This is a genomic window from Pseudomonas sp. HK3 (genome assembly GCF_052920985.1).
Genome location: NZ_JBREXD010000003.1, coordinates 1,412,557 through 1,431,871, shown reverse-complemented (window position 1 = coordinate 1,431,871; position 19,315 = coordinate 1,412,557). Strand labels below are relative to the sequence as shown.

Annotated in this window: 17 protein-coding genes and 2 pseudogenes; 17 read left to right on the top strand and 2 right to left on the bottom strand. The window is 43.3% G+C overall.

Going from position 1 to position 19,315, the window contains the following annotated elements; genetic code table 11:
* Positions 1-7 precede the first annotated feature (7 nt).
* The 16 genes and pseudogenes from ACU6U9_RS22265 (at position 8) to ACU6U9_RS22190 (ending at position 15,362) form a co-directional block, all read left to right on the top strand.
* A complete protein-coding gene (locus tag ACU6U9_RS22265) occupies positions 8-1,948 on the top strand; it encodes a FliG C-terminal domain-containing protein (protein ID WP_446737141.1) in 1,941 nt (646 codons plus the stop codon).
* Positions 1,945-2,742 carry a motility protein A gene (locus tag ACU6U9_RS22260; protein ID WP_446737140.1) on the top strand — a complete coding sequence of 266 codons (798 nt, stop codon included), beginning with the start codon at positions 1,945-1,947 and terminating at the stop codon, positions 2,740-2,742. Before ACU6U9_RS22265 ends, ACU6U9_RS22260 begins: the two co-directional genes overlap by 4 nt.
* A complete protein-coding gene (locus ACU6U9_RS22255; protein ID WP_446737139.1) occupies positions 2,735-3,415 on the top strand; it encodes an OmpA/MotB family protein in 681 nt (226 codons plus the stop codon). The genes ACU6U9_RS22260 and ACU6U9_RS22255 overlap by 8 nt, the downstream gene beginning before the upstream one ends.
* A 426-nt stretch (positions 3,416-3,841) precedes the next feature.
* A pseudogene (locus ACU6U9_RS22250) lies at positions 3,842-5,474 on the top strand (CTP synthase).
* A 49-nt stretch (positions 5,475-5,523) separates the two neighbouring features.
* Positions 5,524-6,816 carry a phosphopyruvate hydratase gene (eno, locus tag ACU6U9_RS22245; RefSeq protein ID WP_446737138.1) on the top strand — a complete coding sequence of 431 codons (1,293 nt, stop codon included), beginning with the start codon at positions 5,524-5,526 and terminating at the stop codon, positions 6,814-6,816.
* 237 nt (positions 6,817-7,053) lie between these two features.
* Positions 7,054-7,365, top strand: coding sequence for an FtsB family cell division protein (locus ACU6U9_RS22240; protein ID WP_446737137.1), 312 nt, complete (start codon positions 7,054-7,056; stop codon positions 7,363-7,365).
* The gene (gene ispD, locus ACU6U9_RS22235) at positions 7,358-8,053 is read left to right on the top strand and encodes a 2-C-methyl-D-erythritol 4-phosphate cytidylyltransferase (protein WP_446737136.1); all 696 of its coding nucleotides are present in this window, start codon (positions 7,358-7,360) and stop codon (positions 8,051-8,053) included. Before ACU6U9_RS22240 ends, ispD begins: the two co-directional genes overlap by 8 nt.
* Complete coding sequence (gene ispF / locus ACU6U9_RS22230; protein WP_446737135.1) at positions 8,050-8,544, top strand: 2-C-methyl-D-erythritol 2,4-cyclodiphosphate synthase; 495 nt, start codon at positions 8,050-8,052, stop codon at positions 8,542-8,544. The genes ispD and ispF overlap by 4 nt, the downstream gene beginning before the upstream one ends.
* 10 nt (positions 8,545-8,554) lie before the next feature.
* Positions 8,555-9,616, top strand: coding sequence for a tRNA pseudouridine(13) synthase TruD (truD, locus tag ACU6U9_RS22225; RefSeq protein WP_446737134.1), 1,062 nt, complete (start codon positions 8,555-8,557; stop codon positions 9,614-9,616).
* Positions 9,617-9,622: 6 nt separating this feature from the next.
* Positions 9,623-10,361 (top strand): annotated as a pseudogene (surE, locus tag ACU6U9_RS22220) (5'/3'-nucleotidase SurE).
* Positions 10,358-11,023: a protein-L-isoaspartate(D-aspartate) O-methyltransferase gene (locus ACU6U9_RS22215; protein ID WP_446737133.1), complete on the top strand. Its 666-nt coding sequence runs from the start codon at positions 10,358-10,360 to the stop codon at positions 11,021-11,023. The pseudogene surE and the gene ACU6U9_RS22215 overlap by 4 nt, the downstream one beginning before the upstream one ends.
* Before the next feature lie 56 nt (positions 11,024-11,079).
* A complete protein-coding gene (locus ACU6U9_RS22210; protein WP_446737132.1) occupies positions 11,080-11,976 on the top strand; it encodes a DUF368 domain-containing protein in 897 nt (298 codons plus the stop codon).
* A gap of 263 nt (positions 11,977-12,239) precedes the next feature.
* Positions 12,240-12,974 carry a peptidoglycan DD-metalloendopeptidase family protein gene (locus ACU6U9_RS22205; protein WP_446737216.1) on the top strand — a complete coding sequence of 245 codons (735 nt, stop codon included), beginning with the start codon at positions 12,240-12,242 and terminating at the stop codon, positions 12,972-12,974.
* Between the two features lie 124 nt (positions 12,975-13,098).
* A complete protein-coding gene (gene rpoS, locus ACU6U9_RS22200) occupies positions 13,099-14,088 on the top strand; it encodes an RNA polymerase sigma factor RpoS (RefSeq protein ID WP_446737131.1) in 990 nt (329 codons plus the stop codon).
* A gap of 294 nt (positions 14,089-14,382) precedes the next feature.
* Complete coding sequence (locus ACU6U9_RS22195) at positions 14,383-14,760, top strand: DUF3127 domain-containing protein (protein ID WP_446737130.1); 378 nt, start codon at positions 14,383-14,385, stop codon at positions 14,758-14,760.
* Between the two features lie 164 nt (positions 14,761-14,924).
* Positions 14,925-15,362: a RebB family R body protein gene (locus ACU6U9_RS22190; RefSeq protein ID WP_446737129.1), complete on the top strand. Its 438-nt coding sequence runs from the start codon at positions 14,925-14,927 to the stop codon at positions 15,360-15,362.
* A 124-nt stretch (positions 15,363-15,486) separates the two neighbouring features.
* On the opposite strand, the gene ACU6U9_RS22185 is transcribed toward ACU6U9_RS22190, so the two are convergent.
* Entirely contained in the window at positions 15,487-16,431 is a 945-nt protein-coding gene (locus tag ACU6U9_RS22185) for a sodium-dependent bicarbonate transport family permease (protein WP_446737128.1), read from the bottom strand.
* Between the two features lie 524 nt (positions 16,432-16,955).
* A complete protein-coding gene (locus ACU6U9_RS22180; protein WP_446737127.1) occupies positions 16,956-17,255 on the bottom strand; it encodes a hypothetical protein in 300 nt (99 codons plus the stop codon).
* Between the two features lie 558 nt (positions 17,256-17,813).
* On the opposite strand from ACU6U9_RS22180, the gene mqo reads away from it, so the two are divergent.
* Positions 17,814-19,298: a malate dehydrogenase (quinone) gene (mqo, locus tag ACU6U9_RS22175; RefSeq protein WP_446737126.1), complete on the top strand. Its 1,485-nt coding sequence runs from the start codon at positions 17,814-17,816 to the stop codon at positions 19,296-19,298.
* The last annotated feature ends 17 nt before the right edge of the window (positions 19,299-19,315 follow it).

Below are 19,315 nucleotides of genomic sequence, written 5' to 3'. Positions count from 1 at the left end.
AATATCTATGCTGAAAAAATATGGATTATTATGGGTAGTGTTAGCCAGTTTATCGTTAATAGCGCAGGCCGCGACGAACACGCCTGTTGAAGTACAAACAAAAACCGATGACTTAGAAGAGCTACAGCTTAAATCACAACTAGAAGATAGTCTGGCTCGTGATATTCAGTCTTATCTTGGCCATAATCGATTTATTGTCAACGTGAAAGTAAACCTTGAAAAAATTCGCCAAGTTATTAAAACAAAATCAAAACAATCTACACCATTATCTAAAACATACCAACCTACTTTTTTGCCAAAGCTCACGTTTCCTAATGCAGTTGAAGATGACACTTATGAGGTAGAAAGCTTACCCGGGTTGCCCTTTGTTGATATTCCGGGCGATAAAGAAAAAGACGCTGAACTGAAGTTTATGCGAGAGCAGGTTGAACGTTTACAGCAAGAACAGCGTCAACCACGTTGGCAGGATAGAGAAAGCGGAGATGCAAGCGGTAATGGTGGCTCAGAAGAAACCGTAGGGGTATTTAATCGTATTGCTAAACTAATGGTTACATTAGCGGTTGAAGAAAATGTGAGTGCAGAGCAAGAAGCTTTTTTAAGAAATTTAGTTTACCAAAAAGCGTCGCTTAATGACTTACGGGGTGATGAGCTTAAAATTATTAGAACACAGTTTTCCAGTATCCCTATAACGGAAAAAGAAAAGGAACAAATGGCGTCGCCGTTTTCTGATGAATCAGCGCCGGCACAAAGTTGGATGGATGAAAATTTCAATGCGCTATTGTTAGGGTTGTTAAGTTTATTAGCATTACTGCTAATTAGTTTGATTGTGTTATCAATGCGTAAAAAATCACAACCAAGCGAAGCACAAAATATGTCATCCAGTGACATATCACATACACCTAATGTGTTAGCCACTCCTGAAGCGGAAGGCCCAGACAGTAAGCACGTCATGCAAAAAACTCGGCAAGATATTATATCGCTCGGTTTAGGTCAGCCTCAGCATGTTCAAGGCACAATGGACCAATTATTGAGCCAAGAAGAAAAAATACCCATGGCGGCGTCTATTTATAAGGTATTAGGTCGCAGCTTATTTCGGTCTATTTTTCCTAATATTGAACAATTACAGTTGCAAAGTATCATGGCTCACTTAGCCGATCAGCCGCCGGATGACGATCAGCAATTTCAAGACACTCAAGATTTTTATCAATTATTGCAAAAAGCCGTGCAAGAAACAGCAGAATTAAAATCGCACCCTTTTGAATTTTTAGACAAATTAAATGACAGCCAAGTTTTGTATTTGATGCAACATGAAGATGCTCGCATTCAAGCTTTGGTGATTAGTCAACTGCAAGCGCAGCAAGCCGCGCGAGTACTCAATCGCATTAATGAAAAACGCCAAGCCCAAGTCATTGCAGAGTTAGGCCAGTTTGAAACATTCCCGTTGGACACCTTTAAAGATGTCGCCGATCGTTTAGCTAAATCTGCATTAAACGTCCCTAGCTTTGAAAACGTTAATGCTGATGGTTTGCATATGTTAATGAACATGTTGGATAACATGAATTCAACCGAAGAGAACAAAGTATTAAAACGCTTAAAGCAAGATAAGCCGGATACGTTTTATAAGCTGCGCCAACAATATTTTACCTTTGCCGATGTTGTTAAAACCCCAAGACAAATTCTGAGTAACGCACTGCGTGAAGTGGAGCGCAGTTTCATTGGCCGTGCAATTTGTGGTACTCCTGATGATTTTAAAATTCATGTGTTGTCATCATTGACGCCCAAGTTGAAAGCCTTAGCAAAAGAGGACTTAAAGCGTTATGAAGGGCGCATTGGTGCCAAAGATGTGGAATCTGCTCGTAAAGCGATTGTGCATAAGTTGCGTGAGTATATTCATACGGGCAAATTCTCTATGGACGAACTGCAAGTCAAAAAGCAGGCTGAGTCATGATTAGTTTTAGTACGCTCATTGGTATCACAGCAGGTATTGGCTTATTTGTTTTGGCCATTGCCAGCAGTACAGATAACTACATGATGTTTTTAAATCTTGCCAGCGCCATGATGGTGATCGGCAGTACGTTTGCAGCATCGCTCATTAGCTTTAGTTTTTTAGAAGTGATGCACGCTGTGAAAGCCATGTTTCAAACGCTTGCGGCTGGGCATACGACACAAGTGCATTTACGCGACCTAGTAAAGCGCTTTGTGGAATTTAGCCGCATTTATCGTGATGGTGGTATTTCTGCTTTAGAAGACAGCTTAAACCAAAAAGAAAAAAACGATGATTTCTTGTCGTTAGGACTAGAGCTAATGGGCTCGGGTTACAAGCAAAGTGATATCCGTGTGATTATGGGGGATGCCATGGACAGCCATTGGCAGCGCCAAAGTCTAGAAGGTAAAATCCTTAATACCATGGGCATTTATGCACCCGGCTTTGGCATGGTGGGCACCATTGTTGGTTTGATTATCATGCTGGATAACATGGGCGATGATATGGCCAATCTAGGCAAAGGGTTAGCGTTGGCGTTAATTACGACGCTTTATGGAGTGTTACTCGCTAATCTTTTGTTTAAACCAACTGCAGCGCAAGTGACCGAGAAACAAGAGCAAGAGTATTTCCGTAATCAATTAATAACCGATGGCTTTGTCTTGCTGTCTGAGAAAAAGGACGCACTTGTCATGCAAGACCGGCTTAACGCGTATGTGAAACCCAGCAAGCGCTTCACCATAGTCGAAGCCGATGAGTGATAAGACTTACAAGCGGGGTTTAAGGCGTCGCCGTGCTACGTTTGATGCTGACGGTGAAGGTTGGTTAGTAACCTATGCCGATGCCATTACATTGCTACTGGCGTTTTTTGTGATGATTCTTTCGGTATCGGATCTTAACCAAGGCAAAATCGAAGCCTTAAAAGAAGGTTTAGCAAGCATCATTTCAGGCAAGCAAGCTGAAACCCCATTTAATGATATTAAAGACGCCTTAGATGACATAGTTCAGCAGCATGGCATGCAAGACAATGTGGCGGTTGATATCGATATGAAGGGGGTTAGGGTCGAATTCTCTAATTTCTCTTTATATCAGTCAGGCAGTGCGGCGATTAAACCCGAAGCCTTGCCCATGCTGGCTGAGGTAACAAGCGTCATTAAAGATACCAGTTCATCAACTCACCTCATCGAAATAGAAGGCCATACAGACGATGTGCCCATTCACACCGAGCGCTTTCCGTCGAACTGGGAGCTCAGCGCCTCGCGCGCCAGTAATGTAGTGAAATACCTTTTGGGCAAGGGCGTTGATAAAGAACGGCTGAAGGCGTCAGGTTACGCGGACTCTCGGCCTAAGGCTGTACTTGAGCCGGGGCAGACCTTTACAGAAGACGACAGAGCCGCCAACAGGCGAGTGGTCATTTATGTGAAGCGTTACTAGCATTAGCTTAAACGTATAATTTCAAATTTCAGTCCTTGTGTGAAAGCGTAAGGATTTTTTTTGCCGATCGTTTTTGATTCGCTAACATAAGCAGGCTTTCGATGTTCCTGGCCCATTATTTTTTAACACTTAATAGATGCCTAGAGACCGTTTTATGGCCTCGCTTGATGGCGTTGTTAAGATTAAGGCGCTGTTTAAGAGGTTGATTCACTGATGCTGGATGCCTAAAGTGGCTGGTTACTACTATTGCGCCTGAAAAATAGACTATTCTGAATATTATGAAAAAGATGAGCTCTAGGGCGCATGTTTGTTGTTTATTGCGCCAATATTGCATTATCGTCGTTTACGCTGATGGGCACTTCTGGTAGACTGCAACGCCATCTCGTTACGCACAAATCCAACTTCTTTTTTCGGATTCACCTATATATGTCGACTCGTTTTATATTCGTCACAGGTGGTGTTGTGTCCTCATTGGGCAAAGGCATCGCTTCCGCTTCTCTTGGCGCTATTCTAGAGGCACGGGGACTAAAAGTTACCATGCTCAAATTGGATCCATACATCAATGTGGACCCAGGCACCATGAGCCCGTTTCAGCACGGTGAGGTCTTTGTGACCGAAGACGGCGCTGAAACCGACCTAGACCTAGGTCACTACGAGCGCTTTATTCGTACCACTATGGGTCGTCGTAACAACTTCACAACTGGCCGTATTTACCAAGACGTTTTGGCTAAAGAACGTAAAGGTGACTACTTAGGCGGAACCGTTCAGGTTATCCCTCACATCACCGACGAAATCAAACGTCGTGTATATGAAGGTGCTGAAGGCGCTGACGTGGCCCTTGTTGAGATTGGCGGAACAGTTGGTGATATCGAGTCACTACCATTCTTAGAAGCCGTGCGTCAGTTAAAAGTCGAACTAGGCAGCAAGCGTGCGCTTGCTATGCACTTAACACTTGTGCCTTACATTGCCACTGCTGGCGAGACTAAAACCAAGCCAACGCAGCACAGTGTGAAAGAACTGCGCTCGATTGGTCTACAGCCTGATATTTTGATCTGTCGCTCTGATCACCGCATCGATTCAAGTTCGCTACGTAAAATTGCATTGTTTACCAACGTAGAAGAGCGTGCGGTTATTCCGCTAGAAGACGCCGATACGATTTACCGCATCCCTGGTCTATTACTGCAAACCGGTCTAGATGAATACGTTGTTGAAAAATTTGGCTTAGAGTGCGACGAAGCAGATCTAAGCGAATGGGATCAGGTGGTGGATGCCAAGTTGAATCCTGAAAAAGAAATCAACATCGCCATGGTCGGCAAGTACATGGAATTATTAGATGCTTATAAGTCTCTAATCGAAGCCGTTGATCACGCGGGTCTTAAAAATCGCACCAAAGTAAACATCGAATACATCGATTCTGAAATCATCGAACGCGATGGCTGCTCTATCCTTGAAGGTAAAGACGCCATCTTGGTACCAGGTGGTTTTGGCAACCGTGGCGTTGAAGGTAAGATTCGTACCGTTCAATTTGCCCGTGAAAACAAAATCCCTTATTTAGGCATTTGCCTAGGTATGCAAAGTGCTGTGATCGAATTTGCCCGTAACGTATGTGGCCTTGACGATGCACACAGTACTGAATTTGCCCCTAAAACCACCAACCCAGTTGTGGGTTTGATTACCGAGTGGACAACCGCTGAAGGTGAAACCGAAGTACGCACTGAAAACAGTGACCTTGGTGGCACCATGCGTCTAGGTGGTCAAGAATGCCGCCTTGAAGCCGGTTCTCTATCGGCTGACGCTTACGGAACAGACGTAATTACAGAGCGTCACCGTCACCGCTATGAGGTGAACAACAACTTCCTTGAAACTTTAGAGAAAAATGGTCTTCGCATTGCGGGTCGCTCTATGGATGGCAGTTTAGTTGAAGTGGTTGAAGTAATTGATCACCCTTAGGTTTGTGGCGTGTCAGTTCCACCCAGAATTTACGTCTACACCACGAGACGGCCACGGCTTGTTCTCGGCGTTTGTTGCTGCTGCGATTAAACAAGCTGGCAAAGCATAAATTTTTACGATTAACCGTTATTTGATTCGATATTGGAGATTATCTCACTATGGCTAAAATTATTAATATTAAAGCCCGTGAAGTCATGGACAGCCGTGGTAACCCAACCGTAGAAGCCGATGTTTCTTTAGAAGGTGGTTTTTTTGGTACAGCGTGTGCCCCTTCCGGTGCGTCTACTGGTACTCGTGAAGCGTTAGAGTTACGTGATGGCGATAAAAGCCGTTACATGGGCAAAGGCGTATTAAACGCAGTTGCTCACATCAATGGTGCAATCAAAGAAGCACTATTGGGTATGGACGCCACTGATCAACGCGCACTTGATACAAAAATGATCGAATTAGACGGCACTGAAAACAAAGAAAAATTTGGTGCTAACGCGATTCTTGCTGTATCCCTTGCGGCGGCAAAAGCAGCTGCCAATGCAAAAGGCCTTGAGCTATACGAACACATTGCTGAATTGAATGGCACAGCGGGTAAGTTCTCTATGCCGCTTCCAATGATGAATATCATCAATGGTGGCGAGCACGCAGATAACAACGTTGATATTCAAGAATTTATGGTACAGCCAGTTGGCTTTAAGTCATTCAAAGAAGGCCTACAAGCCGGAGCTGAGATTTTCCATAACTTGAAAAAAGTATTGCAAGAAAAAGGCTTGAGCACCTCTGTTGGTGATGAAGGTGGTTTCGCACCTGATCTTGCATCAAACGCCGACGCGCTAGCGATTATTAAAGTTGCCGTTTCTAACGCCGGTTACGAGTTAGGTAAAGACGTAACTCTTGCACTTGATTGTGCTTCATCTGAATTCTATAAAGATGGTAAGTACGATCTAGCGGGCGAAGGCAAAGTCTTCTCTGCTGAAGAATTCTCTGACTACCTAGCTGAGCTTTGTGACCAGTACCCAATCGTATCGATTGAAGATGGCCAAGACGAAAGTGACTGGGCTGGCTGGAAATACCAAACTGAAAAGCTAGGTGCTAAAGTGCAATTAGTCGGTGACGATTTATTCGTAACCAATACTAAGATTCTTAAGCGCGGTATCGAAGAAAGCATCGCAAACTCTATCTTGATTAAGTTCAACCAAATCGGTTCATTAACTGAAACCCTTGAAGCGATCAAAATGGCACAAGATGCTGGCTTCACTGCGGTTATTTCTCACCGTTCAGGCGAAACAGAAGACACGACCATTGCTGACTTAGCGGTTGGTACATGTGCTGGTCAAATCAAGACAGGCTCACTATGTCGTTCAGACCGCGTTGCTAAATATAATCGTCTTCTTCGTATTGAAGAGCAGCTTGGTGATAAAGCAGTATACAACGGCCTTAGTGAAGTAAAAGGTCAGTAAACGCTACTTGCGTTGTTGAAATGCAGTTAAAAACTTAGGTAGGTTGTTTCAAATGCAAACGTCGACCTAAGTGTTTTTTTACTCTGTTTCAACTGCCTACGTGATGCACAAAGTGTATCGTGAGTAGTGAACATAAAAGGGAAACTTAGGTTTCCCTTTTGTGCATTTAGAATGATGTAATGCACTATTGTATGAGGGTGCCTTGCGCCCGATCTATAATCGGATAACGATAATAATATGGCCTTTTCTGATTCATTTAAACAACACGCCTGGAAACCGTTTGCGTTAGTCATTTTTATTTGGCTGCAATATCAATTGTGGTTTGATGATACCGGTGTGTTCGCTAACTATGCTTTAAAAGATCAGATCGAAAGCCAAGAAGAATTAAATCGTGCCAGCAAAGCACGTAACCAAGTATTAGAAGAAGAAATTTGGGCCATTAAATCAGGTATGGATACGATCGAAGCAAAAGCCCGTAAAGAGTTGGGTATGGTTAAAAAAGATGAAACCTTTTTTATCATAGTCGATCCGGAAAACAAACATGAGTGATAAACTTTACGCTGTTGTTCCCGCCGCTGGGATTGGTTCACGCATGCAAGCGGATCGTCCTAAGCAATATTTATCCCTTCTGAATAAAACCATTTTAGAGCATACCCTTAATCAGTTATTAGGGTTTTCTGCGTTTAAAAAAATAGTTTTGCCCATTGCTGAGCATGATGAATATTTTGCCAAGCTTGATATTGCGCGCCACCCAAAAGTGGGTACGTGTCTAGGCGGTGCTGAACGTTTTGAATCGGTATTAAGCGGCCTTAAACACTTATTAGAAACAGGCGCAAGCGAAGATGATTGGGTGATGGTGCATGATGTTGCACGTCCTTGTATAACCCAACAAGACTTGCAGTCATTGTTTGACCAACGTAATCAACACGGTGCGATTCTAGGCATGCAAGTGCGCGACACAATGAAACGTTGTGATGACAAGGGACATATTGTAAAAACCGTTAGCCGTGAATATTTATGGCATGCATTAACCCCACAAATGGCGCCCATTGGTTTATTAAAAGCATGCATCGAAACCTGTATAACGAATCAACATAACATTACCGATGAAGCCAGCGCGTTAGAATATTGTGGCCATCAACCGATTATGGTGGCAGGCCACCCCAGTAACATTAAAGTGACGCGTCCTGATGATTTAATGATGGCGCAGGTATTCTTACAGGAAATTCAATTATGACCTTTCGTATTGGCCACGGCTTTGATGTGCATAAATTTTCAGCTGCCAAGACTGATGCAAACATTATGATTTGCGGTGTTGCCATTCCTTATGAATGTGAGTTAATCGCCCATAGTGATGGCGATGTGGCATTGCATGCGTTATGTGATGCGTTATTAGGCGCGGCGGCTTTGGGTGACATTGGTCATCATTTTCCTGATACCGACCCTGCTTTTAAAGGTGCTGACTCGCGCGTGTTATTGAAAACAGTATTGTCAGAAATTAAGAAAAAAGATTACGACATCAATAATGTCGATGTCACTATAATGGCGCAAGCGCCGAAGATGGCACCGTACATACAGCGTATGCGTGAAACCATCGCGAATGATTTAAACTTAGATGTCGACCAAGTCAATGTAAAAGCGACCACCACCGAAAAGCTCGGATTTGTGGGTCGTAAAGAAGGCATCGCAGTAGAAGCCGTCGCATTAATACAAAAAGCGCAAGGCTAAGGTAATGACCATGACAGATTTTACGCCAAACTGGCCAACAGCGTATCCAAAATTGGATGTGAGTGCTGAGTTCCGTACCTTAGACGAAGATTTCTTAGTTAGTGAAATTACCAATCGTCAACTGCATGACAGCGGTCCGCATCTTTATTTACAGATTGAAAAACGTGGTACCAATACTCAGTGGCTTGCGCGCCAATTAGCTAACCATGCAAAAATAGATTTAAAAGACGTGGGGTATGCCGGTTTAAAAGATCGTCATGCCATTACGCGTCAATGGTTTAGTTTACCCCTTAAAAATGCCGAGCCAGACTTAACCCACTTATTTGAAAAAGACGACTTTACCTTATTAGCCAAAGGTTATTATGGCGTTAAATTAAAGCGCGGTGCACTGGGTGGTAATGCGTTTCGAATCGTATTACGTAATGTGCAAGGCGAAAAAGCTAAGGTTAATCAACGTTTAGAATTAATTCGTAACCAAGGTGTGCCGAATTATTTTGGCGAGCAGCGCTTTGGCCATGATTTTGAAAACCTAAAACAAGCAGAGCAATTGTTTGAAACGGGCAAGCGCCCACGTAATCGTCAAAAAGGCTCTATGTATATGTCGGCGGCACGCTCATTTTTATTTAATAATATGTTGGCCGAACGTATTGAAACACATTGCTGGGACCAACCCATTGAAGGTGAAGTGTTTGGTTTTGCGGGTAGCTTGCGCGGCTTTACACAAGAAAATACATCAGAAGAGCGCGCGCGTTTACGCGCACAACGCATTCACCCAAGTTGTGCGTTATGGGGGAAAGGTGAAAGCTTGAGCAAGCATGCGTTAAGCGCACTAGAACAAAAGCAAGCGCAGCGCTTTCCAGTGTTAGCCGCAGGGTTAGAAAAACAAGGCATGAAACAAGAGCGCCGAGCAACGCGTATGTTGTTACCGGATTTATTCTGGCATTGGGTCGATGACTCAACCTTAGTGCTGCGTTTTAACTTGGCGTCCGGTTACTTTGCCACGTCCGTGTTGCGTGAATTGGGCAATATTAATGTCGCCCAGCGCGGTATTGAAAATGAGTCAATGGAATAAATATTGATGAAACTGTTACTAAGTAATGATGATGGTGTGCATGCTAAAGGCCTGACGGTTTTAAGACAATTTTGCCAACAAGCCGGTTGGGATGTGCAAGTAATCGCCCCTGATCGTGATCGCAGTGGCGCCAGTAATTCGTTAACACTCACCCGCCCATTGTCACCGTTATACCTTGCTGACGGTGCCATTAGCATCGATGGCACGCCAACCGACTGTGTTCACCTTGGCTTAAATGTGTTGTGCCCCTTATCAGCCTGAACGTGTCATTGCGGGTATAAATGCAGGCCCGAATTTAGGGGATGATGTAATTTATTCCGGCACGGTCGCCGCGGCAATGGAAGGGCGTTTTTTAGATTTACCGCCCCTTGCCATTTCATTGGCGGGTAAAAATCATTACGAAACCGCCGCTCAAGTTTTAATTGAGCTATTACCTAAATTGCATGCACTGAATTTACCCGCTCGAACCTTATTAAATATAAACGTACCCGATGTGCCGTTTGCTGAATTAGCTGGTACAGAAGTAACGCGTTTAGGACATCGCCAACGCAGTGATAATCCGGTGCATGCACAAAACCCTCGCGGTAAAGAATGCTATTGGATTAACGCACAGGGTAAAGCGGCTGATGCAGGCCCTGGTACCGATTTTCATGCAATAGAAAATAACAGAGTATCCATCACGCCCATACAAGTGGATATGACGGGTCATGAGAGTATTGATGTCTTAAAGGATCAACTGCTATGACGCCGTTGCAACTGCAAGGCATTGGCATGACCAGCCAGCGAACGCGTGATCGTTTAATCGCGCGTTTGATGGATAAAGGTATTAAAAATACACATGTACTTGAAGTCATTGCAAATACGCCGCGCCATTTATTCGTAGATGAAGCCCTTAGTCACAAAGCCTATGAAGATACGGCCTTGCCTATTGGTTATGGGCAAACAATTAGCCAGCCTTATACGGTTGCTAAAATGACGGAGATTTTACTCGAGGCCGGTGAATTAGATAACGTATTGGAAATTGGCACAGGTTGCGGTTATCAAACCGTGGTGTTATCTCAATTGGTCAGGCGAGTTTACAGTGTTGAGCGTATTGCGCCGCTACAAAAAAAGGCGAAAGAGCGCATGCAGTTATTGCGCGTGAATAATGTTCGCTTTCAGCACTCAGATGGCAACTGGGGCTGGCCTGACGAAGGGCCATACGATGCCATATTGTCGTGTGCGGCACCGGAAACCATTCCAATGGAATTAGTGTCTCAATTAAAGATAGGTGGCCGTTTGTTAATGCCAGTGGGCCCAGATGGCAAGCAAATGTTGCATCTACTTGTTCGTGAAGAAGACGGTGTGATCAAAAAAATAATTGAGCCGGTTAACTTTGTGCCCATGCTCAGCGGCACACTAAAATAACCGTACTGTTCGTCTATTAAATGCAATAGGCAATGATAGCGGTATTAAGGAATAGCATGATTGGTAATTTTTTAAGAGGCATGGCCATGGGCGCTGCCGATATTGTCCCAGGTGTTTCTGGTGGCACCATTGCATTATTAACGGGTATTTATGAGCGCTTAATTGACGCCATTAAAAGTGTTGGCTGGGATACGCTGGTTACATTAAAACAAAAAGGTGTCAAAGCGGCGTGGCAACAAATTGATGGCACATTCTTACTGAGCATTCTGGCCGGTGCGGCGACCAGTATTATTTTATTATCCAAAGTGCTGCATTATTTCATAGAAAGCCAACCAATTATGCTGTGGTCATTTTTCTTTGGCTTGGTTGTGGCCTCTGTCGCATATGTTATCAAACAAGTTGAAAGCTGGAATCTGGCTCGTGCTACCTTACTGGTATTGGGTACCTTGGTGGCGGGATTTATTAGCCTTTCGGCTCCTACCGAGATTGAAGTGACGTCAATAAGTCTATTCTTTGCCGGCTCTATTGCCATATGTGCCATGATCTTGCCGGGTATTTCCGGCAGCTTTATTTTATTACTCATGGGTTTGTATGGTTTTATCATCACGGCCATTAAAAGTTTTGATGTGACCAGCTTAGGCATATTCGCATCAGGTTGCTTGGTGGGCATCATGTTGTTTTCACGGGTGTTGTCGTGGTTATTACAACGTTACCACAGTGCGACTATGGCATTGCTCAGTGGTTTTATGGTGGGTGCGTTGATTAAGTTGTGGCCTTGGAAGCATGTATTAAGTTATCGACTCAACAGTGCTGGGGAACAAGTGCCATTTATCGAAAGACCATTATGGCCTTGGCTGCATAGCGAACCGCAATTTAGTGTGGCAATCGTAGCGGTAATCATTGGCTTTTCCATTGTGTTTGTTATGGATAATCGGCTTAAAGCCTCAAAATAGTATAAAAAACACACGCTAGTTAACCGAATGTAGAGACGACAAACATCAAATTCGCCAGCAGAAAATTGGCAAGTTATGAAAAGAAGTGTTACGAAATGTGAACTAACTCTTTTTTTTAGACGATTTTAAAATATAGAGGCGGTGTTTGAGACGACATGCCTATTAAAACAAAAAAGAAAATGGATGAGAGCCTAGTGCAAAAACTCAAGTGTCAAAAAATCCATCAAATTGGGGTATCCACTCAAATACCCGCGCTAATCATCATGGGCTTAATTTTATCTGTGCTCTCAGGGTGTACTGGATTTGTTTCGGTTGAACAGAAGTTCAATCCAGTTACAGAAGGTCGTAACACCCATATTGTGCAAAAAAGTGAGACTTTATTTGCTTTAGCATGGCGCTATGGCTGGGATTATAAAGCGTTAGCAAGTGCTAACAACATTGCTTACCCCTACACCATATACCCTGGTCAAAAGTTGACTGTTAGACATGGACAGTATTCGTCAGCCTCTCGGTCAGCCAGCAGTAGCAAAAGTTTGACGAAAAACAAGAGTACAAAAAGTAGCCATGGTCCAACGGCCTATAAAAACAGCCCACAAGCGCCAAAACCTGTGGTCAGACAGTCCAACCTGAATTGGAGCTGGCCTGCAAAAGGTGAGGTAATCGCCAAATTCTCAACGAAAGCACCCACCAACAAGGGGATTGATATCAGCGGTTCCTTGGGAGAATCTGTATTTGCGGCAGCGGCCGGTTCAGTTGTGTATGCAGGCAGTGGGTTACTTGGATACGGCAACTTGGTAATCATAAAACACGACGACCAATTCCTAAGCGCATATGCGCATAACAAAGAATTATTGGTCAAAGAGAACCAAGACGTTAAAGCTGGACAGACAATTGCCGAAATAGGATCTAGTGGCACGGATAAAGTGAAGCTTCACTTTGAAATTCGCCACAAAGGGAAACCGGTAGACCCATTAAAATATCTTCCTAGGGCGAGGTAATCGAATCGCCATAGCAGATCGGGTCAAAAAATTATTTTTTTTGTTGGAAAGTTGGAACAGCTTTTGAATAGACAAAGGCAAGTGACAACATAACAACAAATAAACATTGGCGGGGCACTTAGCTATGGCAGCTATCAAGGGATTAAAAAAACACGACGCAGAATCTGATTTAGCATTAGCAGATGCCAAAGAAGAAAAAGCGACGAAAGGAAAGAAAGTAGAAAAAGAAGAAGAGATTACAGAGATTGCACAAGACACCGAAGTACAAAAAAATCTAGACGCGACTCAGCTATATCTCAATGAAATTGGTTTTTCGCCATTACTAACCCCAGAAGAAGAAGTACATTTTGCACGCCTTGCTCGTAAAGGGGACGAAAAAGGCCGCAAACGTATGATCGAAAGCAACCTGCGCTTAGTGGTTAAAATATCACGTCGTTATGTGAATCGCGGTTTAACGTTACTAGACCTTATCGAAGAAGGTAATCTTGGTTTGATTCGCGCGGTTGAAAAATTTGACCCAGAACGCGGCTTTCGCTTTTCTACTTACGCCACGTGGTGGATTCGTCAAACCATTGAACGTGCCATCATGAACCAAACCCGTACCATTCGTTTACCCATCCATGTTGTTAAAGAATTAAACGTCTATTTACGCGCTGCTCGCGAACTGACCCAAAAGCTTGACCATGAACCAAGTGCAGAAGAAATTGCAGAGCTACTTGAAAAACCAGTGGCTGATGTAAAGCGTATGCTGGGTTTAAACGAGCGTGTCACCTCGGTGGACTCGCCACTGGGTTACAACAGCGAAAAATCAGTACTGGATACCATTGCTGATGAATCCATTAGCGATCCTTGCCAAGTCTTACAAGATAACGACATCAGCAGCAGCCTTGATCAATGGCTGGATGACCTGACTGAAAAACAACGTGAAGTAATCTCTCGCCGTTTTGGCCTTCGAGGTTATGAAACCAGTACGCTAGAAGAAGTAGGCCATGAAATTGGCTTGACCCGTGAGCGCGTTCGTCAAATTCAAGTAGAAGCATTAAAGCGCATGCGTGAAATCATGGAAAAACATGGCCTAAATGCCAGCGCCATTTTTGGTGTGCAAGAAGCGTAAAACGAACATACTCATCGATTCGAGTGTTTTCAACCCGCCCATGTTGGCGGGTTTTTTTATGTTTATCCGCTTCACCATGCGTTAAGGGGTATAAACAGCCTTTTATGTGTCATGCTGATTATTCGGTGCGCCAAATATACCGTCACTTCTTTCATTCAAAACAGGCTTTTAGTTATCTACCTGCTCGTTCACGCGACATAATCAACACAGAGTCTGTACCACAAACACAAGACTGACTTTTTCCAAGTCATGGGTTTGATGTTATGATGCGTACATTATTTTAAGGTGATGCATATGTCTAAAACGTTCGAAGCTCAAGGTGTGATTCATTCAATTGGTGCGACCACAGAATACGGCAATAATGGCTTTACTAAGCGTGAGTTTGTGATTCAGCTAAGTGGCGATGGTGAAAACCCAGATTACCCAAACTATGTGGCCTTAGAGCTAATTAAAGATAAATGCGCACTGATGGACAACCACAGTGTGGGCGAAGAAATAACGGTTCATTTCAATCTATCCGGACGCCTTTGGAACGCCCCTGGCAAGCCAGAAAAGTGCTTTACTAGCTTACAAGCATGGCGAGTGGAAAGCGGCGCACAAGCGCAGCAAGCGGCCCCTGCGTTTGATCAGTCTCAGCCGGGTCATGGCTTTGATGATGATGTACCGTTTTAACCCTGATTTATATTGATCATGTGATTAAAAACCAGCTTAGGCTGGTTTTTTTATTTGAAAAATCCTATAAATTGAAACGTACCGACTCAAAGCCGTTGCCTGATTAGCGGCAATTTTTTGTTATTTTAAATTCAGCCAGTTTTACCTTAAACATGGAGTGATAGATGGACAGTCATATTAAAATCCCGCTTAAGCACGAACACGAAGAGCCTGCTAGGCCTGATCAGATTGAGCAATTGAAAAAGATAGGTATTTCTGATGATGAGGTGCTTTCGCAGTTGGGCGTTCACCAAGCTAATAACATAATATCATTTGCCGAAGGCGCTAGGCATGTGATGGCACATTTCGATGATTCGTTTGCGTGTGTCTCTGCAACGCCTGAAGCATTAGAGGTTAATAGCGCTGTAACAGATGCAGTCACACAGGCAAATGTAAAAGTGTTGGCAGAAGCACCGGCGATGGCGATGGGGTCTTTATATCAAACAATTGGTAACTCTGTTGCAATGGCTGCTGCGAATGCGGTTTATGCTCAACAACAAGCCAATGTTTCTTATCAGGCGGCCAGTACACTGGGCGTCTCAAAGCTCATATCGGGTAATTAAAAGTAGATAAAAATGGAGCGTGATATTTTCGAATGCTATTTAGCCGATTTTAATCGGTCAAAAAACTCAGCTTCCAAAAAGGCTGAGTTTTTATGCTAATTTTTTAATTGTTAAATCGTTTAACTTATAAAAAATAGCCCGCCATTTGATGATAAAGAGGAATCCCCACAATTGCATTAAAGGGGAAGGTAATGCCAAGCGACATCAACATGGCCAAGCCAATATCCGCTTTTGGTATGGCCGTTTTAATAGCCGCAGGTGCGGCAATGTATGACGCACTGGCAGTCAATGTCGCTAATATCACCACAGAGCCTGTCGATAATCCCAAAGCAATTCCAGCACCTAGCCCAATAAATGACAAAAAGAAGGGTGCCACCAATGCAAAGGTAAGTAAGCGCCATTTTTTCCATGGCATAGGAGATAATGTTTCGGCTGCGGTTAATCCCATTTCTAATAAGAACAAAGCAAGCACTGCTTTAAAAGCATTCATGAATAGTTCGGTAACGGCGGCACCTTCACTTGGACCATACATGAAACCAATCACTACGCCACCGACTAATAACACCACACCGCGGTTAGTAAAGGTTTCACGCCATAATTCACTTTGCTGATGTGAGGTGGTGTCACTACTGGCATTTTGTCGACGATAAAATGCCAGTGCGATTAAAATAGCGGGCAGCTCCAGCATCACTAAATATAACGTCACTTGGGGTTCGATTGCTAAGTTCATGGTATCAACATACGCCAATGCCACCGCAAACGTACCAGCACTGACCGAACCATAATGAGCCGCTAAACTGGCCGCGTTAGCATGATCAGCTTTAGCGACTTTTAATAAAACCGGAATCACAATAAACGGAATAAATGCACCCAAAGATGCAACGGCTAATAACTCAAATACTAATGCCCATTCGAGTGATCCGTATAGCGCCATGCCGCCTTTTAAACCAATGGTTAACATCAGCAAAAGACTTAACGTGTCATACGCGGCCTTTGGTATTTTCAGGTCTGACTTCAAGAGTCCTGCAACTAAACCTAAAACAAAAAACATTACAACGATATCTGGCATAACTTATTATCCCTTCAAATAAATCAACAATACTAATGAATGCACTTTCTATAAGAATAAAGCCTTAACTTATCGCTAGCCAGTTAAACAACCCGCTTAATGATAAAACGAACGGCTTTAATTCGGGTGTCAGTCTTCGACAACATACTAACGAACAGTGCTAACGTTTACGTTTAATCAATAACACACTTGCTTGAACAGTAAACATAATGGCTAAGCACGTTATGACAATAAAAGAGGGTGTTGAGTAATTGTCTAATACAAAAAAGTGGAATACATAACTAAAAAAATAACTTAAAACCCCCAACCATGCGAACCCTAGCCAGAACTTACCCGGTAATGGCGCAGCCAGCCCGAGTCCCATTAATATAGGAAATAAATAGCCGACTAAATAATGTGTGTCAGGTTGATCAAGTAAAGATTGATGAAAAACAGCAAAAACATCACTTACCGTAAAGGCAACAAAAATAACACACAGCCAAGATAAAGGCGGCCATACGAGATACTCTTTAGCTCTCACAATATTATTGAGTGGCGTCTCGCACTCCAAAAATTAAATTAAGCTTTGGTTCTTTGAGCAAAATGCCTTGTTTCATTAATAAATTATGCAATTTCTTTTGATATTGTTTTTCAGAAGACTTCGCTTTATCTAAAAAGTCGTGTGTCTCAAAGCTAAAGCTAACTAACAGGCTGCCCGGGAATAAATCAAATTTCACGCTGTGACTAACGTCGCTTAACCCCTCTAATTCTTCTTTTGCCTGTAGTCGTATTTTCTCGATCACGAGTAGCAAACGATCATTTAGTTTTTTGGTGGTTTTGGACATTTTCATTGTGTAATTTACGCACAAGGGATGGGGTCGCGGATTATAGCAGGGCATGATTGTGCTAGATAGAAAAAGCCTGAGATCCGTATTTTTAGCCCAAAAGTGACGTGAGAGTGACTTTAATCTGACCAACGTCTCATTATGCCGAATCAATAACGTGACACCTTCGTTAATCAATAGGCTGCCAATGTATGTGCCTTTTTGTATTTAACTGGCGTATCTCATCTATTTTAAGTGTTTGTTTTTCATACAGAAATTTTGAGTAAATACTGAAACTGTACAATAAATATGCGTGTTTTGGCTCTTTATGCCCTGTCTTATAGTAACTATAAGAAATAGTGATATAGTACAAAAAATCCTTTAAAAACAATAACTTATGATCATTAGCAATAATAACGCCAGTCTTGTTGTGTTTGTCAATATTGAGATCTAAGTCGAACGAATGTATAAAACGATCGTTTTAATTCAATCGGTGGACCATAACAGCCAAAAGCTGCCATCGATAAGCGCGGATCTGCGCTGTTTGGATTCAGATTTTTACCTACAGGCGAAATCTATATGGCAACTAAAGAAATCGATGTGCTACTGGTTGGTGGCGGCGTCATGAGTGCGACTCTTGGGACTTTGTTAAACAAGTTAGACCCATCATTGCGTTTGACCATGGTGGAGCGCTTGGACCATGTGGCGCATGAGAGCACCGACGGCTGGAATAATGCCGGTACAGGCCATGCTGGGTATTGTGAGTTGAACTATACCCCTGAGAACAAGCAAGGTGAGGTCGAGATCGACCGCGCGTTAGCCATTAACGCTAACTTTGAAGTGTCTTTACAGTTGTGGAGCAATTTAATCGCCAGTGGCGACCTGCCTGCACCGACAAACTTCATTAACACCACACCGCATATTAGCTTTGTATGGGGTGAGAAAAACGTTGAGTTTTTACGTAAGCGTTGGGAGCAGTTGTCTCAACACCACTTATTCCAAGGTATGGAATACAGTGAAGATCACGATGTGCTACGTGAATGGATGCCGCTTGTGATGAAAAGCCGCAGCGCAGATGAAAAAGTAGCCGCCACTCGCATCCCGTTTGGCAGCGATGTGGACTTTGGTTCATTGACCCGTAACTTGGTTACGTCATTAGAAAAACGTGATCAATTTGAATTATTAAAAAGCCACGAAGTATCGGATTTAAAACAAAGCAGTGATGGTCGTTGGAGTGTGCGTCTTAAAGATCGTACAACGGGTGAAAACAAAACGTTTAAAGCGGGCTTTGTATTTTTAGGGGCGGGTGGCGGTGCGTTACCTCTGCTACAAAAATCCGGTATTCCAGAAAGCAAAGGTTACGGCGGTTTCCCTGTGTCTGGTCAGTGGTTAGTGTGCCAGGACGAAGAAACGATTAAACATCATCACGCTAAGGTGTATGGCAAGGCCGCAATTGGTGCGCCACCAATGTCGGTACCGCATTTAGATACGCGCATTATTAACGGTAAACCTGCTTTGTTGTTTGGCCCTTATGCGGGCTTCACCACTAAGTTTTTGAAAGCGGGCTCTAAGTTAGATTTATTTAAGTCTGTGCGCGGTAATAATTTATTCCCCATGATGAACGTGGGCATGAATAATATGGATTTAACCAAATATTTAATTGGTGAAGTCATGCAGTCACACGAAGATCGCATGAATGCTTTGCGTGAATATTTCCCGCAAGCCACCTCAGAAAAATGGACGTTAGCGCAAGCAGGTCAGCGTGTGCAAATTATTAAAAAAGATGGCACGCGTGGCGGTAAATTAGAATTTGGTACTGAGCTAGTTGCATCAAAAGATGGCTCATTGGCGGCGTTGTTAGGCGCATCCCCTGGTGCATCGGTTGCCGCACAAGCCATGATTGAAGTGGTAGAGCGTTGCATGGCTCAACGTTTAAATACCGATTGGCAAGCACGCTTAAAAGAGTGGGTGCCATCATATGGTGAATCTTTAATTGACGATGGCGAACTACTGGCTCGCATTCGTGAAAATACGCTGAATGTTCTTGGCTTAGCCAAAACATAAGAACGTTAAACTTAATA

Coding starts and splice junctions, on each gene's coding strand:
- ACU6U9_RS22265 (WP_446737141.1), top strand. CDS start 8: ATGCTGAAAAAATATGGATTATTATGGGTAGTGTTAGCCAGTTTATCG.
- ACU6U9_RS22260 (WP_446737140.1), top strand. CDS start 1,945: ATGATTAGTTTTAGTACGCTCATTGGTATCACAGCAGGTATTGGCTTA.
- ACU6U9_RS22255 (WP_446737139.1), top strand. CDS start 2,735: ATGAGTGATAAGACTTACAAGCGGGGTTTAAGGCGTCGCCGTGCTACG.
- eno (WP_446737138.1), top strand. CDS start 5,524: ATGGCTAAAATTATTAATATTAAAGCCCGTGAAGTCATGGACAGCCGT.
- ACU6U9_RS22240 (WP_446737137.1), top strand. CDS start 7,054: ATGGCCTTTTCTGATTCATTTAAACAACACGCCTGGAAACCGTTTGCG.
- ispD (WP_446737136.1), top strand. CDS start 7,358: ATGAGTGATAAACTTTACGCTGTTGTTCCCGCCGCTGGGATTGGTTCA.
- ispF (WP_446737135.1), top strand. CDS start 8,050: ATGACCTTTCGTATTGGCCACGGCTTTGATGTGCATAAATTTTCAGCT.
- truD (WP_446737134.1), top strand. CDS start 8,555: ATGACAGATTTTACGCCAAACTGGCCAACAGCGTATCCAAAATTGGAT.
- ACU6U9_RS22215 (WP_446737133.1), top strand. CDS start 10,358: ATGACGCCGTTGCAACTGCAAGGCATTGGCATGACCAGCCAGCGAACG.
- ACU6U9_RS22210 (WP_446737132.1), top strand. CDS start 11,080: ATGATTGGTAATTTTTTAAGAGGCATGGCCATGGGCGCTGCCGATATT.
- ACU6U9_RS22205 (WP_446737216.1), top strand. CDS start 12,240: ATGGGCTTAATTTTATCTGTGCTCTCAGGGTGTACTGGATTTGTTTCG.
- rpoS (WP_446737131.1), top strand. CDS start 13,099: ATGGCAGCTATCAAGGGATTAAAAAAACACGACGCAGAATCTGATTTA.
- ACU6U9_RS22195 (WP_446737130.1), top strand. CDS start 14,383: ATGTCTAAAACGTTCGAAGCTCAAGGTGTGATTCATTCAATTGGTGCG.
- ACU6U9_RS22190 (WP_446737129.1), top strand. CDS start 14,925: ATGGACAGTCATATTAAAATCCCGCTTAAGCACGAACACGAAGAGCCT.
- ACU6U9_RS22185 (WP_446737128.1), bottom strand. CDS start 16,431: ATGCCAGATATCGTTGTAATGTTTTTTGTTTTAGGTTTAGTTGCAGGA.
- ACU6U9_RS22180 (WP_446737127.1), bottom strand. CDS start 17,255: ATGTCCAAAACCACCAAAAAACTAAATGATCGTTTGCTACTCGTGATC.
- mqo (WP_446737126.1), top strand. CDS start 17,814: ATGGCAACTAAAGAAATCGATGTGCTACTGGTTGGTGGCGGCGTCATG.